Here is a 14294-nt window from a genome sequence, read left to right on the forward strand (position 1 = left end):
GATCCTGGGTGCGGCGGGACGAGGGACGCGCCGCGCTGGGGAGGGCGGCGCGCGGGCGGCGACCCGGTTAGTCGGACAAAACGGACAATCTCTAGCATGTCTCCGTGATCGTCGGCGAAATTCTCGGATTGCTCGGAGTCGGGCTGGCGGCCGGCGTGGTCAGCACCGTGGTGAGTCTCGCCTCGATCGTGTCCTATCCGGCGCTGCTGGCGTTCGGCCTGCCCCCGCTGACCGCGAACGTCACCAACACCGTCGCGCTGCTGTTCACCGGACTCGGCGCGGCCCTCGGCTCCCGGCCGGAGCTGGCGGGGCAGGCGCCCCGGGTGCTCAGGCTGGGCTGGCTGACCGCGCTCGGCGGGGCCACGGGCGCGTACCTGCTGCTCGTGACGCCCTCGCAGACGTTCGAGCAGATCGCCCCGTGGCTGATCGGGCTGGCCTCGCTGCTGCTGGTCCGCCCGCCGAGAGGGGTGCGGCACAGCGAGCACGGGCTGCTCACGCGGTGCGCGCTGTTCGCCGTGGCGATCTACGTCGGCTACTTCGGGGCGGCGGGCGGCCTCCTCATGTTCGCGGTGCTGTCGTCGATGCTGGAGGGCACCCCGGCCAAGCTCAACGCGCTGAAGAACGTGCTGTCCGGGCTGGCCAACGCGGTGGCGGCGGCCGGGTTCGCGCTGTTCGGGCCGGTCGACTGGGGTGCGGCGCTGCCGCTGGCCCTGGGCTTCCTGGCCGGCGGCTGGCTCGGCCCCAAGATCGCCCGCCGCCTGCCGGGCCACAGCCTGCGCTACCTCGCCGCCGCCTGCGGCCTGGCCGTCGCCGTCAAGCTCGGCTACGACGCGTACACGAGCTGAGCGCCGTCAGACGAGCTTGGCGAAGCGGGTGGCCACCTCGCGCCAGATCGGCGTGGAGACCGGCTCGTCGGCGACGGCGCGGGCGTGGACCTCGTCCGGGTCGAAGCCGTCGGCTTCCCACTCGCGGATGCGCTCCGGCACCACCTCGGGGTGGAACTGGACGCCCCACGCCTGCTCGCCCACGCGGAACGCCTGGTAGGGGCAGCGTTCGGTCTCCGCGAGCCACACCGCGCCGGGCGGCAGCGCGGTGATCGCGTCCTTGTGGTGCTCGATGGCGGGCACCACCGGCGGCAGGTCGTGGAAGAGGGCGTCGGCGGCGGCCTCGGGCCTGATCGTGAGGGGGATGCTGCCGTTCTCGGGGGCGCCCGTGTCGCCGGTCACCTCGCCGCCGGCCACTTCGGCGATCATCTGGCCGCCCAGGCAGATGCCGAACAGCGGGACCCCGCGATCGAGCGCCTCGGCCACCAGCTGCCGGGTGGGAGCCAGCCAGGGAGCCCGGTCGTCCTCGCCGGGCAGGTAGCCGCCGCCCAGCATGATCATGGCGTCGTGGGCGAGCCTGCCGGGCACCGGGGCGCCGTCGTGGGCGCGCACCACGTCCAGCCGCAGCCCGGCCTCCTCCAGCCAGCCGCCGAACCGGCCGGGGCCGCCGCTCCTGCTGTTCTGGATGATCAGGACGTCACGCATGAAAGAGCCTTTCCACAGTTCACGGGAGGTTCGCCGCCCGGGCCGTGTGGCGCAGGAGGAGGGCGGTGGTGACGGGGCCGACGCCGCCGGGGACCGGCGTGAGGGCCGAGGCCCGCTCGGCGACCGCGTCGAAGTCGACGTCGCCGGTGAGGCCGCCGTCGTCGGTGGGATTGGTGCCGACGTCGATCACCACCGCGCCGGGGGCGACGTGATCGGCGCCGATCAGCCCGGCCCGGCCCGCGGCGGCCACCAGGATCTCGCCCGTGGCGGTGACGGACGCCAGGCCGCGGGTGCGCGAGTGGCAGACGGTGACCGTGGCGTGCCGGTCGAGCAGCAGGTGCGCCAGCGGCTTGCCGACCACGGTCGAGCGTCCCACCACCACGGCCCGCCGGCCCGCCAGTTCGACCCCGTAGTGGTCGAGCAGCGCCATCACGGCCGCGGCCGTCGCCGGCACGAACGCGGGCAGCCCCGCGGCCAGCCGGCCCAGCGACAGCGGGTTGGCGCCGTCGACGTCCTTGCGCGGGTCGATCGCCGAGGCCAGCTCCTGCGCACCGGCGCCCTCGGGCAGCGGCGTCTGCAGCATCACGCCGTGCACGCCCTGGTCACCGCTGAGCCGGGCCAGCGTCTCGCGGATCTGCTCCGGCCGCGCCCGCGGGCCGAGGTCCACCACGTCGGCGGCGATGCCCACGCCCTCGGCGGCCTTGGCGATGGACCGCACGTACCACAGGCTCGCCTCGTCGCCGGTGGCCACGACGACGGCCAGCCTCGGCTGCGGCCCGGCGGCGACCTCCGCCGCCGTCTGCGCCCTGATGGCCGCCGCCAGCTCCTTGCCCGTCAGCTTGCGCACGTCCGTGGTCATGCCCTGATCTCCTTGAGTACGGCGCTCGTGACGGCGTCGGCCCTGGCCAGGGCCTCGTCCACGAACGCGATCCGGTCGCGCAACCGGTCGCGGTCCGGCGAATCGGCCAGCCCTGCCAGGTTGACCTCGACGTTCACCCGGGACGTGGCGAGCGCGGCGCGGGCGGCCTCGGCGGCGGCCGCCACGTCGGTGAGCAGGTTGCGGTTGCCGATCCGCAGCAGCACCTCGCAGAGCTCCAGCAGGTGCTCGGCCGTCTGGGCGACCCGGGCGGGCGGCTCGGCGGCTCCGGCGAGGGCCCGGGCGATGGCGGCGGTGCGTTCCCCGCCCTTGGGCAGCCGGTAGGCGTCGGTGACGGCGGTGAACGCCGCCGCGTCGGCCTCGGCCAGCTCCAGCGAGCTCTCCCGCAGCGCGTCGGTCTCCGCGATCACCACCTCGACGGTCGGGGCGTGCTCGGCGTACTTCTCGCCGGTGGTGTAGCGGGCGACCATGCCGAGCAGCGCTGCGGCCTGCGCCGTGTGCAACGCGGCGGTGGCGCCGCCGCCCGGGGCGGGCACCCGGTCGGCCAGCGTGGACAGGAAGCCGTTGATCGTGGAGTCGCGCATGGCGGCATTCTGCCAGCCCGCGCCCGGCTCACTCGCGGTGCATCGGCCGTGTGGTGTCCTCCGGCCGCGACTCACCGCCGAACGGTTCGGGCGAGTACGGGTCGCGCCCGTACGGCTGCCCCTGGTGCGGCCCCTGCTCGGCGGCCCCCGGATAGGACGCGGGCCCATAACCGGGGTAGCCGGGGGCGTCGGCCCTGACCCTGCCCCGCCAGCGGGACGGGAACGCCGAGGCGACCAGCATCATCACGCCCAGCATCAGCAGGACGCCCTGGAGCGCCAGCCCCATGTAGCCGGTCCGCAGCATGCCCGGCAGCAGGGCCTCCGGCCGCAAGCTCATGCCGAACAGCGACAGTATCGGGAGGATGCCCAGCACCACGTACAGCAGCCCGCCCATGAGCGAGGCGACGGGCGACAGCCGGGAACCAACCAGGAACGCCAGCCCGGCGGCGCAGAGCACGATCAGCCCGAGCCCCAGGTAGGACAGCTCGAACCGCTGCGCCATCGTCAGCGAGAGGTGCGAGACCCCGTACATCAGCCCCAGCGCGATCAGCGGCGGCAGGAGCAGTCCTGCGACGATCCCCAGCCCATGACGAACACCATTTGACATGTTTTACCCCGTTGCTCCGCTTACGCCCCAAGCTACCGCGTGGACTCCCGCACGACGAGGTCAGGCTGGAACATCACCTGCTGGTGGGCGTGCGTGGCCGGGTTGTCGCACTCGTCCAGCAGCAGCTCGGTCGCCGCCCGCCCGAGCTGGTAGGTGGGCTGCCGGATCGAGCTCAGCGACACCGTGGACGCCGAGGCGAAGTCGATGTCGTCATAGCCGATCAGCGACACGTCACCGGGCACCCGCACCCCCGCCTGCAGCAGCCCGCGCAGCACGCCGAGCGCCAGCAGGTCGTTGGCGCAGAACAGCGCGTCGGGCAGGGCGTCGCCGGCGAGCAGCGTCGCCGCCGCCTGCTGGCCCGCTGCCGCGGTCATCGCCGGCATGGCCAGCTCCCTCAGCTCCAGCGGGTCGCGCCCGGCCGCCGCGAGTGCCCGCCCGGCCCCCCGCCGCCGGTCCTGGCACTGCCGGATCGAGGCCGGCCCGGACACGTACGCGATCCGGCCGGCCCCGCCCGACAGCAGGTGCTCGACCGCCATGTAGCCCCCGGTGACGTCGTTGACGGCGACCGCGCACTGGTCGGGCCGCTCGGCCGGATGGTCGACCAGCACCACCGCGATGCCCCGCTCGCGCAGCAGGTCGAGCCGGACCGGGTCCTCGTCCGAGGGCGTGATGAGCACCCCGCGCACCCGCTGCTCGGCGAAGACCAGCAGGTTGCGCTCCTCCTTGGCCCGGCTGCCCGAGGAGTTGCCCAGGATGACCGCGTACCCCCGCTCGCTGGCCAGGTCCTCCACCCCGGCGGCCACGTCGGTGAAGAACGGGTTGCCGATGTCGATCACCGACAGGCCGACCGTGCGGCTGTGGCCGGCGCGCAGCGTGGAGGCCGAACCGTGGCGGACGAAGCCGAGCTGCCTGATCGCCGTCTCCACCCGGTCGCGGGTCGAGCCCGCCACCTTCTCGGGCCGGTTGAGCACGTTGGACACCGTGCCGGGGGACACGCCGGCCAGGGCCGCCACGTCCTTAATACTCACCGTGGTCAATTCCGCCCCCGTGTGGCTCGTAGGTGCGCACGCCCGCGCTGCGCCGTACCAGGTCACGCATCTCGGCCAGGTCGCCGACCAGGCCGCGCGCCCGGGCCTGCATCAGCGCGTTGCCCAGCGCGGCCGCCTCGACGGGCCCGGCGACGACCGGCAGCCCGGTCGCGTCGGCCGTCAGCCGGCACAGCAGCTCGTTGAGCGAGCCGCCGCCCACCAGGTGCACGACCTCGACGGGCCGGCCGCTGAGCCGCACCGCGTCGTCGATCGCCCGCCGGTAGGCGAGGGCGAGGCTCCGCAGGATGCATCGTACGACCTGCGCCCGTCCCTCCGGCGCGCGCTGCCCCGTCCGCGCGCAGTGGTCGGCGATGCGCGCGGGCATGTCGCCGGGCGGCAGGAACGCCGCGTCGTCCGGGTCGACGACCGCCTCGGTGCGGGCGCGCGCGGCCTCGGCGAGCAGCGGCTCCAGCGGCGGGTTCCCCCACACGCGCAGGCACTCCTGCAAGATCCACAGTCCCATGACGTTGCGCAGGTAGCGGGTGGTGCCGTCGACGCCCGCCTCGTTGGTGAAGTTCGCCAGCCGGCTCTCCTCGGTGAGCACCGGCGCGGGCAGCTCCACGCCCACCAGCGACCAGGTGCCGCAGGAGATGTAGGCGAACCGGGAGGTCTCGGCGGGCACGGCCACCACGGCGGAGGCGGTGTCGTGCGAGGCGACCTTGACGACGCGGGTCGCGTAGCCGACCTCCTCGGCCACGTCGTCCAGCAGTGACGCGCCCTCCTGCGAGATCTCGGGGAAGATCCGGCGGGGCAGCCCCAGCCCGGCGATCAGGTCCCAGGCCCACTCCCGCCGCGTCACGTCGTACAGGCCGGTCGTGGAGGCGTTCGTGCGCTCGGCCCCGATCGCCCCCGTCAGCCAGTAGCCGAGCAGGTCCGGGATCATCAGCATCGTGGCGGCCCCGTCCAGCCGCTCGCGCAGGAGCTGGTTGACGGTGTTGAAGGGCAGGAACTGCAACCCCGTCACCCCGTACGGGTCCACCCGCTCGGTGACGTCCGCGGTGCGCCCGTCGCGGTAGTGCACCGGGTTGCCGATCAGCCGCCCGGCGGGGTCGAGCAGCCCGTAGTCGACCGCCCAGGAGTCGATGCCCAGGGACTCGGCGGGCCCCGCCGCCCGCAGCCCGTCGAGCACCCCCCGGTAGAGGCCGAGGATGTCCCAGTGCAGGGTCCCGGACACCCGTACCGGCCGGTTGGGGAAGCGGTGCACCTCCGCCAGCTCTATCCGCCCGGCCGACACGTCGGCCCGCATCACCCGTCCGCTGGACGCACCCAGATCAACAGCCGTGAATCGCACGCCACGATTAAAACGTAACAATCACATCTGCGCCAGAGTGCTCCTGGAGGCATTGACGAAGGGAAGGACAGCACCTAGATTCCGGAAGCGTCCCGTTAAAACGTTTGTCGTCCGGAGGACGCATGAGTGATCCCCCCGCACTCGCGCTCGCGAACGTCAGCAAGTCGTTCGGGGCGGTCAGGGCGCTGCGCGAGGTCTCGCTGGAGCTGTTCGCCGGACAGACCCACGCGCTCGCGGGCGAGAACGGCGCGGGCAAGTCCACCCTGGTCAAGACCCTGGCCGGGGTGCACCGGCCGGACAGCGGGCAGGTGCTGCGCGGCGGCGAGCCGGTCACCTTCGCCTCGCCCGCCGACGCCCAGCGGGCCGGCGTCGCGGTGATCTACCAGGAGCCCACGCTCTTCCCCGACCTGTCCGTCGCGGAGAACATCTTCATGGGCCGCCAGCCCCGCGCCACCCTGGGACGCATCGACCGCGGGGCCATGCGGGCGCGGGCCGGCGAGCTGTTCGCGCGGCTCGGCGTCACGCTCGACCCCGAGCAGCCCGCGCGCGGCCTGTCCATCGCCGACCAGCAGCTCGTCGAGATCGCCAAGGCCATCTCCCGCGACGCCCGGGTGCTCGTCATGGACGAGCCCACGGCCGCGCTGTCCGGCAACGAGGTCGCCCGGCTGTTCTCGGTGGTGGAGGCGCTGCGCGAGGACGGGTGCGCCATCCTGTTCATCTCCCACCGGCTCGACGAGATCTTCGCCCTGTGCCGGCGGGTCACGACGCTGCGCGACGGCGCCCTGGTCGCCACCGAGCCCGTCTCCGGCCTCACCCACGACGACCTGATCCGCCGCATGGTCGGCCGCGACCTCGGCGCCCTCTACCCCAAACAGGACACGCGGCCGGGCGAGGTGGCGCTGCGGGTGGACCGGCTGACCCGCGAGGGCGTCTTCACCGACGTCTCCTTCCAGGTACGGCGCGGCGAGATCGTCGCCCTGGCCGGGCTCGTCGGGGCCGGGCGGAGCGAGGTGGCGCGGGCGGTGTTCGGCATCGACCGGTGGGACGCCGGCACGGTCACCGTGGCCGGGCGCCCGCTGCCCGCAGGCAGCCCCACCGCCGCCATGGGCGCCGGCCTGGCCCTGGTCCCGGAGGACCGGCGCCAGCAGGGCCTGGTCATGGAGCTGTCCATCGAGCGCAACATCGGCCTGACCGGCCTGCGCTCGCTGCGCCGCGGCCTGACGGTCTCGCGGGCCGCCGAGCGCGACCGGGCCAGGGACTGGGCGCTGCGGCTGCGGCTGAAGTACGGCAGGCTCGCCGACGGCGTGGGCGTGCTGTCCGGCGGCAACCAGCAGAAGGTGGTGCTGGCCAAGTGGCTGGCCACCGGGCCGTCGGTGCTCATCGTGGACGAGCCGACGCGCGGCATCGACGTGGGCACCAAGGCCGAGGTGCACCGGCTGCTGTCGGAGCTGGCCGGGCAGGGCATCGCGGTGCTGATGATCTCCTCGGACCTGCCGGAGGTGCTCGGCATGGCCGACCGGGTGCTGGTCATGCACGAGGGCCGGTTGACCGCCGAGATCCCGCGTGCCGAGGCCACCGAGGAGAGCGTCATGGCCGCCGCGACCGGCACCGGGAGGGCGGCATGACCGGCGGCGCGAACACGGCCGCACTGCCCCGGACCCGAAGCGCGCGCGGCCTGGTCGACCTGGTGTTCAGGGCCCGCGAGCTGAGCCTGGTCATCGCGCTGGCCGCGCTCGTCGGCGTCACCGCGGCCGCGAACCCGAACTTCCTCTCCGGGCAGGGTATCGAGGACATCCTGCTCAACACCGCCATCCTGGCGCTGCTGGCCGTCGGCCAGTCGATGGTGGTGATCACCCGCAACCTCGACCTGTCGGTCGGCTCGGTGGTGGGGCTGGTCGCGTTCGTCACCGGCGACATGCTGGCGAGCGGCTGGGGCGTCGTGCCCGGCGTGGCCCTGGGTGTGGCCGTCGGCGCCGCGTGCGGGCTGCTCAACGGGCTGCTGGTGAGCCTGTGCCGGGTGCCCGCCCTGGTGGTGACGCTCGGCACGCTCTACGTCATCCAGGGCGTCTGCCACTACATCGCGCACGGCCGCCAGATCAACGCCGCCGACCTGCCGCCCGGCCTGCTCGCGCTGGGCAACGGCGCCGTGCTCGGCGTGCCCTACCTGCCGCTCATCACGCTCGCGTTCATGCTGGCCATCGGCTACTACCTGCGCGCCTACCCCAGCGGCCGGGAGTTCTACGCGATCGGCTCCAGCCCCGAGGCCGCCCGGCTGGCCGGTGTGCCGGTACGGCGGCGCGTCCTGGTGGCGTACCTGGTCAGCGGCTGCCTGGCCGGGCTCGCCGGGGTGCTGTGGCTGGCCAGGTTCGGCACCGTCATCGCCGACTCGGCCAACGGCTGGGAACTGCTGGTCATCAGCGCCGTCGTGGTCGGCGGCGTCGCCATCACCGGCGGCGTCGGCAGCGTGTACGGAGCCGCGCTCGGCGCGCTGCTGCTGACCACCATCGGCAGCGCGCTCGTCGTGCTGCGCGTCAACCCGTTCTGGCAGCAGGCCATCACCGGCGCGCTGCTCCTGCTCGCGATCAGCGTCGACCGGGTACTGGCCCTGCGGGTCGCCCGGCTGCTCAGGAGGAGGAGCCGCCATGGGTAGGGTGCTGCGCTGGGACGTGCTGGTCGGGGCCCTGCTGGTCGCCGTGTTCGCCGGCGGCTCGCTGGCGACGCCGGGGTTCGCGACCGTGTCCAACCTGTCGTTCGCGCTCGGCGACCTCGGCGAGATCGCGCTCATCGCGCTGGCCATGACGCTGCTCGTGGTGGCCGCCGAGGTGGACCTGTCGGTCGCGTCCGTGCTCGGCCTGTCCAGCGCCCTGGTCGGCGCACTGTGGGACGCCGGTCTGGCGATCGAGACGATCGTCCCGCTGGTCGTCCTCGTGGGAGCCGCGTGCGGGCTGGTCAACGGGCTGCTGGTGACCCGCCTCGGGCTGCCGTCGCTGGCGGTGACGATCGGCACGCTCGCCCTCTACCGGGGGCTGGCGTACGTCGTGCTCGGGGACAAGGCCGTGGCCCAGTTCCCGCCGCAGTACACGGCGCTCGCCGTGGACGACGTGCCCGGCACGTTCGTCCCGTACCCGGTCGCGCTGTTCGTCCTGCTCGCCGTGATCACCGGCGTGGCCCTGCACGCCACCGGCTTCGGCCGGTCCCTGTACGCGATCGGCGCGCAGGAGCAGGCCGCGTTCTTCGCCGGGATCCGGGTCAAGCGGATCAAGCTGCTCCTGTTCGTCCTGTCCGGCACGGTCGCCGCGTTCGCCGGGGTGGTCTTCACCCTGCGCTACGGCTCGGCCCGCGCCGACAACGGCCTGGGCATCGAGCTCGCCGTCATCGCCGCCGTGCTGCTCGGCGGCGTCGACTTCGACGGCGGCAAGGGCACGCTCGGCGGCGTCATCGCCGGTGTGCTGCTCATCGGCCTGCTGCGCAACCTGCTCATGCTCAACGACGTGTCGACCGAGATCCAGTCGGTCGTCACCGGGCTGCTGCTCATCGTCTCGGTGCTCACCCCCCGCCTGCTCGCCCTCGTCAGATCTCGCCGGCCGGTACTGAAAGGATCGTCATGAGATCGATGCGCCTCGCCGCCCTGACGGCGCTGCTCGCCCTCGGCGTGACCGCCTGCGGCGGCACCACCAAGTCCGACGTCACCTCCGCCACCCCGCAGGCCCCCGCCTCCTCGGCCGCCGCGAAGGCGGACCCGAACGCGCCCCTCAAGCCCGGGATCAAACTCGCGTTCCTCCCCAAGCAGATCAACAACCCGTACGAGACCATCGTCGACAAGGCGGGCATCGAGGCGGCGCAGGAGTTCCAGGGCGAGGCCAAGGAGGTCGGCCCCTCCGACGCCTCGGCCTCCTCGCAGATCTCCTACATCAACACCCTCACCCAGCAGGGCCACGACGCCATCCTCATCGCCGCCAACGACGCCAACGCCGTCTGCGGCCCCCTCCAGCAGGCCCGCGCCAAGGGCATCAAGATCGTCTCGTACGACTCCGACGCCGCCCCCGAGTGCCGCGACATCTTCATCAACCAGGCCAGCTCCGAGGAGGTCGGCCGCAGCCAGGTCCAGCTCCTGGCCGAGATGGTCGGCCACAAGGGCGAGATCGCCATCCTGTCGGCCACGGCCAACGCCACGAACCAGAACACCTGGATCGAGTTCATGAAGGACGAGCTCACCAAGCCCGAGTACAAGGACATGAAGCTGGTCAAGGTCGCCTACGGGGACGACGACGACCAGAAGTCGTTCACCGAGACGCAGGGCCTGCTGCAGGCCTACCCGGACCTGAAGGGCATCATCTCGCCCACCACCGTCGGCGTCTCGGCGGCCGCCCGCTACATCTCCGGCTCCAAGTACAAGGGCGAGGTCGTGCTCACCGGCCTCGGCACGCCGAACCAGATGCGGCAGTTCGTCAAGGACAGCACCGTGGAGAAGTTCGCCCTGTGGAACCCCAAGGACCTCGGCTACCTGGCCTCCTACGCGGCCGCCGCCCTGGTGTCGGGCCAGATCACCGGCGCCGAGGGCGAGACGTTCAAGGCGGGCAAGCTGGGCGAGCGCACCATCGGCGCCGACGGCGAGATCATCCTCGGCCCGCCGTTCACGTTCGACAAGACCAACATCGACGAGTTCGACTTCTGACCAGAGAGGAGATCATGCGTGGAGCGGGTGTGTTTCCTGCTGAACGTACGGCCCGACCGCCTGGACGAGTACCGGGAACGGCACCGGGAGGTGTGGCCCGACATGCTCGACGCGCTGCGGAAGGCCGGGTGGCGTAACTACTCGCTCTTCCTGCGTGACGACGGGCTGCTCGTCGGCTACCTGGAGACCGACGACTTCGAGGCCGCGCAGCGCGCCATGTCCGCGACCGAGGTGAACACCCGGTGGCAGCGCGACATGGCGCCGTTCTTCGAGGCCGGGCGGCCCGACGAAGGGCTGCTCAGGCTCGGCGAAGTTTTCCATCTGGATTGATTCGGGGAAATAAATGATCAAAGACCTGCTGCGGAAGCAGCGGATAGAGACGCCGTCGTGGGCCTACGGGAACTCCGGGACCCGGTTCAAGGTGTTCGCGCAACAGGGCGTGCCGCGTGACCCGTACGAGAAGATCGCGGACGCGGCGCAGGTGCACCGCTTCACCGGCGTGGCGCCGACGGTGGCGCTGCACATCCCGTGGGACAAGGTCAGCTCCTACGCGGACCTGGCCCGGCACGCGGCCGAGCTGGGGGTGGGGATCGGCGCGATCAACTCCAACGTGTTCCAGGACGACGACTACAAGCTGGGCAGCGTCACCCACCCCGACCCGGCGGTGCGCGCCAAGGCGCTGGCGCACCTGCTGGAGTGCGTGGACATCATGGACGAGACCGGGTCGGACACGCTGAAGCTGTGGTTCTCCGACGGGACCAACTACCCGGGCCAGGACGACATCCGGGCCCGGCAGGACCGGCTCGCCGAGGCGCTGTCCGCCGTGTACGAGCGGCTCGGCGAAGGACAGCGGTTCCTGCTGGAGTACAAGCTGTTCGAGCCCGCCTTCTACGTCACCGACGTGCCCGACTGGGGCACCGCCTACGCGCACTGCATGCGGCTCGGGCCCAAGGCCGAGGTGGTCGTCGACACCGGGCACCACGCGCCGGGCACGAACATCGAGTTCATCGTGGCGTTCCTGCTGCGCGAGGGGAAGCTCGGCGGGTTCGACTTCAACTCCCGCTTCTACGCCGACGACGACCTCATGGTGGGCGCCGCAGACCCGTTCCAGCTGTTCCGCATCATGTTCGAGGTGATCGGCGGCGGCGGGTACACCGAGCGGACCGCGTTCATGCTCGACCAGTGCCACAACATCGAGCCGAAGATCCCCGGCCAGATCCGGTCGGTGATGAACGTCCAGGAGGCCACCGCCAAGGCGCTGCTCGTGGACCGCGACGCGCTGGCCGCCGCGCAGCGCGAGGGCGACGTGCTCGGCGCCAACGCGGTGCTCATGGACGCCTACAACACCGACGTGCGGCCGCTGCTGGCCGAGCTGCGCGAGGAGATGGGGCTGGCGCCCGACCCGATGGCCGCCTACGCCGGATCCGGATACTTCGAGAAGATCGCCGCCGACCGGGTGGGCGGCAACCAGGCAGGATGGGGAGCCTGATGGACGCAGTACAGGAACTGCTCGCCAGAGCGCACGTGCTCGGATCCGATCCGCGCAACACCAACTTCGCCGGCGGCAACGCCTCGGCCAAGGGCGTCGCGAACGACCCGGTGACCGGCGGCGACGTCGAGCTCATGTGGGTCAAGGGGTCCGGCGGCGACCTCGGCACGCTGACCGCCGCCGGGCTGGCCGTGCTGCGGCTGGACCGGGTGCGCGCCCTCGTGGACGTCTACCCGGGCGTCGAGCGCGAGGACGAGATGGTCGCCGCGTTCGACTACTGCCTGCACGGCAAGGGCGGCGCGGCCCCGTCGATCGACACCGCCATGCACGCCCTGGTCGACGCCGCGCACGTGGACCACCTGCACCCCGACTCCGGCATCGCCATCGCCACCGCCGCCGACGGCCCCGCGCTGACGGAGCGGATCTTCGGCGACCGCGTGGTGTGGGTGCCGTGGCGGCGTCCCGGCTTCCAGCTCGGCCTCGACATCGCCGCCATCAAGGAGGCCAACCCGGCCGCCATCGGCTGCGTGCTCGGCGGCCACGGCATCACCGCCTGGGGCGCCACCAGCGACGAATGCCAGGCCAACGCGCTCGACATCATCCGCACCGCCGAGCGCCACATCGCCGAGCACGGCCGCCCCGACCCGTTCGGCCCGGTCCTGCACGAGCCGCTGCCCGAGGAGGCCAGGCGTCGCAGGGCCGCCGAGCTGTTCCCCGCGATCCGCGGCCTGGCCGGCCAGGACCTCCGACAGGTCGGCCACTACACCGACAGCCCCGAGGTCCTCGACTTCCTGTCGCGCGCCGAGCACCCCAGGCTGGCCGCGCTCGGCACCTCCTGCCCGGACCACTTCCTGCGCACCAAGGTCGCCCCGCTCGTCCTCGACCTGCCGCCGGACGCGCCGCTGCAGGACGCCCTGGCCAGGCTGCGCGAACTGCACGCCGCCTATCGGGAGGACTACGCCGCCTACTACGCGCGGCACGCGCAGCCCGGCTCGCCGCCGATGCGCGGCGCCGACCCGGCCATCGTGCTGGTGCCCGGCGTCGGCATGTTCAGCTTCGGCAAGGACAAGCAGACCGCCCGCGTCGCCGGCGAGTTCTACGTCAACGCGATCAACGTGATGCGCGGCGCCGAGGCGCTGTCGTCGTACCAGCCGATCGACGAGGCGGAGAAGTTCCGCATCGAGTACTGGGAGCTGGAAGAGGCCAAGCTGCGCCGGATGCCCGCGCCCAAGCCGCTCGCCGGGCGGGTCGCGCTGGTCACCGGCGGCGGGTCCGGCATCGGCGCCGCCACCGCCCGCCGGCTGGCCGCCGAGGGCGCCTGCGTCGTCGTCGCCGACCGCGACCTGGCCGCCGCCGAGAAGGTCGCCGCCGAGCTGGGCGCCCGCGCCTACCGCGCCGAGGACGCCGCCGTCGCCGCCGGCGTGGACGTGACCTCGGAAGAGCAGGTCACCGAGGCGATCCGGCAGGCGGTGCTCGCCTTCGGCGGCGTCGACCTGATCGTCAACAACGCCGGGCTGTCGCTGTCGCGCGCCCTCCTGGAGACCACGCTCGACGACTGGGACCTGCAGCACGACGTGATGGCGCGCGGCTCGTTCCTCGTCTCCCGGGAGAGCGCCCGCGTCCTCATCGAGCAGGGCATGGGCGGCGACATCGTCTACATCTCCTCCAAGAACTCGGTGTTCGCCGGGCCCAACAACGTCGCCTACGGCGCCGCCAAGGCCGACCAGGCGCACCAGGTCCGGCTCCTCGCCGCCGAACTGGGCGGCCACGGCATCCGGGTCAACGGCGTCAACCCCGACGGCGTCGTCCGAGGCTCGGGCATCTTCGCCTCCGGCTGGGGCGCCAACCGGGCGGCCGTGTACGGGGTCGAGGAGGAGAAGCTCGGCGAGTTCTACGCCCAGCGCACGCTGCTCAAGCAGGAGGTGCTGCCGGAGCACGTCGCGGCGGCCGTCTTCGCCCTCACGGCCGGCGACCTCCGCGTCACCACCGGCCTGCACATCCCGGTCGACGCCGGCGTGGCCGCCGCCTTCCTGAGCATCCCCCTGGCCGGCCGCCTGCCCGACCAGCCCCGCCTGACCGCCACCCTCAACCGCGGCGAGCTCCCCAAGCTGGGCCCCCGCACCGCACTCGGCACCCTGTGCACGACCCTCCTGC

14 protein-coding genes are annotated in these 14294 nt (G+C 72.7%); 8 read left to right on the forward strand and 6 right to left on the reverse strand.

All coding sequences use genetic code 11. From position 1 onward, the window contains the following. Nucleotides 1-104: 104 nt before the first annotated feature. Nucleotides 105-845, forward strand: coding sequence for a sulfite exporter TauE/SafE family protein (locus tag ADY59_RS42000; protein WP_231619154.1), 741 nt, complete (start codon nucleotides 105-107; stop codon nucleotides 843-845). A 6-nt stretch (nucleotides 846-851) separates the two neighbouring features. Here the strand turns inward: ADY59_RS42000 and ADY59_RS42005 are convergent, their stop codons facing one another. From ADY59_RS42005 to ADY59_RS42030, 6 genes are read right to left on the reverse strand one after another with little or no spacing between them, the layout of a single operon-like run. Next, entirely contained in the window at nucleotides 852-1529 is a 678-nt protein-coding gene (locus ADY59_RS42005) for a type 1 glutamine amidotransferase (RefSeq protein WP_049575225.1), read from the reverse strand. 19 nt (nucleotides 1530-1548) lie between these two features. Beyond that, entirely contained in the window at nucleotides 1549-2388 is an 840-nt protein-coding gene (locus ADY59_RS42010; protein WP_049575228.1) for a bifunctional 5,10-methylenetetrahydrofolate dehydrogenase/5,10-methenyltetrahydrofolate cyclohydrolase, read from the reverse strand. After that, nucleotides 2385-2990 (reverse strand): cyclodeaminase/cyclohydrolase family protein, encoded by a 606-nt coding sequence (locus ADY59_RS42015; protein WP_049575231.1) that lies wholly within the window; start codon nucleotides 2988-2990, stop codon nucleotides 2385-2387. The genes ADY59_RS42010 and ADY59_RS42015 overlap by 4 nt, the downstream gene beginning before the upstream one ends. A 28-nt stretch (nucleotides 2991-3018) precedes the next feature. Beyond that, nucleotides 3019-3597 carry a hypothetical protein gene (locus ADY59_RS42020; protein WP_156326078.1) on the reverse strand — a complete coding sequence of 193 codons (579 nt, stop codon included), beginning with the start codon at nucleotides 3595-3597 and terminating at the stop codon, nucleotides 3019-3021. Between the two features lie 32 nt (nucleotides 3598-3629). Further along, a complete protein-coding gene (locus ADY59_RS42025) occupies nucleotides 3630-4625 on the reverse strand; it encodes a LacI family DNA-binding transcriptional regulator (protein WP_442937795.1) in 996 nt (331 codons plus the stop codon). Continuing rightward, nucleotides 4615-5931, reverse strand: a complete 1317-nt coding sequence (locus ADY59_RS42030) for a rhamnulokinase (RefSeq protein ID WP_049575240.1) — start codon at nucleotides 5929-5931, stop codon at nucleotides 4615-4617. Before ADY59_RS42030 ends, ADY59_RS42025 begins: the two co-directional genes overlap by 11 nt. Nucleotides 5932-6098: 167 nt before the next feature. Between ADY59_RS42030 and ADY59_RS42035 the strand changes: the two genes are divergently transcribed. The 7 genes from ADY59_RS42035 to ADY59_RS42065 all read left to right on the forward strand — a co-directional run. Beyond that, the gene (locus ADY59_RS42035; RefSeq protein ID WP_049575243.1) at nucleotides 6099-7601 is read left to right on the forward strand and encodes a sugar ABC transporter ATP-binding protein; all 1503 of its coding nucleotides are present in this window, start codon (nucleotides 6099-6101) and stop codon (nucleotides 7599-7601) included. Next, nucleotides 7598-8626 carry an ABC transporter permease gene (locus tag ADY59_RS42040; protein ID WP_049575246.1) on the forward strand — a complete coding sequence of 343 codons (1029 nt, stop codon included), beginning with the start codon at nucleotides 7598-7600 and terminating at the stop codon, nucleotides 8624-8626. The genes ADY59_RS42035 and ADY59_RS42040 overlap by 4 nt, the downstream gene beginning before the upstream one ends. After that, nucleotides 8619-9584: an ABC transporter permease gene (locus tag ADY59_RS42045; RefSeq protein ID WP_049575249.1), complete on the forward strand. Its 966-nt coding sequence runs from the start codon at nucleotides 8619-8621 to the stop codon at nucleotides 9582-9584. The genes ADY59_RS42040 and ADY59_RS42045 overlap by 8 nt, the downstream gene beginning before the upstream one ends. Further along, nucleotides 9581-10651, forward strand: coding sequence for a rhamnose ABC transporter substrate-binding protein (gene rhaS, locus ADY59_RS42050; protein ID WP_049575252.1), 1071 nt, complete (start codon nucleotides 9581-9583; stop codon nucleotides 10649-10651). Before ADY59_RS42045 ends, rhaS begins: the two co-directional genes overlap by 4 nt. A gap of 18 nt (nucleotides 10652-10669) precedes the next feature. Then, nucleotides 10670-10981, forward strand: coding sequence for an L-rhamnose mutarotase (locus ADY59_RS42055; protein WP_049575255.1), 312 nt, complete (start codon nucleotides 10670-10672; stop codon nucleotides 10979-10981). 13 nt (nucleotides 10982-10994) lie between these two features. Then, a complete protein-coding gene (gene rhaI, locus ADY59_RS42060; RefSeq protein ID WP_049575258.1) occupies nucleotides 10995-12140 on the forward strand; it encodes an L-rhamnose isomerase in 1146 nt (381 codons plus the stop codon). After that, a partial coding sequence (locus tag ADY59_RS42065) for a bifunctional rhamnulose-1-phosphate aldolase/short-chain dehydrogenase (protein ID WP_082310817.1) occupies nucleotides 12140-14294 on the forward strand: 2155 nt, incomplete at its 3' end. The genes rhaI and ADY59_RS42065, both read left to right, overlap by 1 nt.

It is taken from the genome of Nonomuraea sp. SBT364, from assembly GCF_001083785.1.
GTDB lineage: Bacteria > Actinomycetota > Actinomycetes > Streptosporangiales > Streptosporangiaceae > Nonomuraea.

Coding starts and splice junctions, on each gene's coding strand:
- ADY59_RS42030 (WP_049575240.1), bottom strand. CDS start 5,931: ATGCGGGCCGACGTGTCGGCCGGGCGGATAGAGCTGGCGGAGGTGCAC.
- rhaS (WP_049575252.1), top strand. CDS start 9,581: ATGAGATCGATGCGCCTCGCCGCCCTGACGGCGCTGCTCGCCCTCGGC.
- ADY59_RS42035 (WP_049575243.1), top strand. CDS start 6,099: ATGAGTGATCCCCCCGCACTCGCGCTCGCGAACGTCAGCAAGTCGTTC.
- ADY59_RS42020 (WP_156326078.1), bottom strand. CDS start 3,597: ATGTCAAATGGTGTTCGTCATGGGCTGGGGATCGTCGCAGGACTGCTC.
- ADY59_RS42010 (WP_049575228.1), bottom strand. CDS start 2,388: ATGACCACGGACGTGCGCAAGCTGACGGGCAAGGAGCTGGCGGCGGCC.
- ADY59_RS42015 (WP_049575231.1), bottom strand. CDS start 2,990: ATGCGCGACTCCACGATCAACGGCTTCCTGTCCACGCTGGCCGACCGG.
- ADY59_RS42045 (WP_049575249.1), top strand. CDS start 8,619: ATGGGTAGGGTGCTGCGCTGGGACGTGCTGGTCGGGGCCCTGCTGGTC.
- rhaI (WP_049575258.1), top strand. CDS start 10,995: ATGATCAAAGACCTGCTGCGGAAGCAGCGGATAGAGACGCCGTCGTGG.
- ADY59_RS42005 (WP_049575225.1), bottom strand. CDS start 1,529: ATGCGTGACGTCCTGATCATCCAGAACAGCAGGAGCGGCGGCCCCGGC.
- ADY59_RS42040 (WP_049575246.1), top strand. CDS start 7,598: ATGACCGGCGGCGCGAACACGGCCGCACTGCCCCGGACCCGAAGCGCG.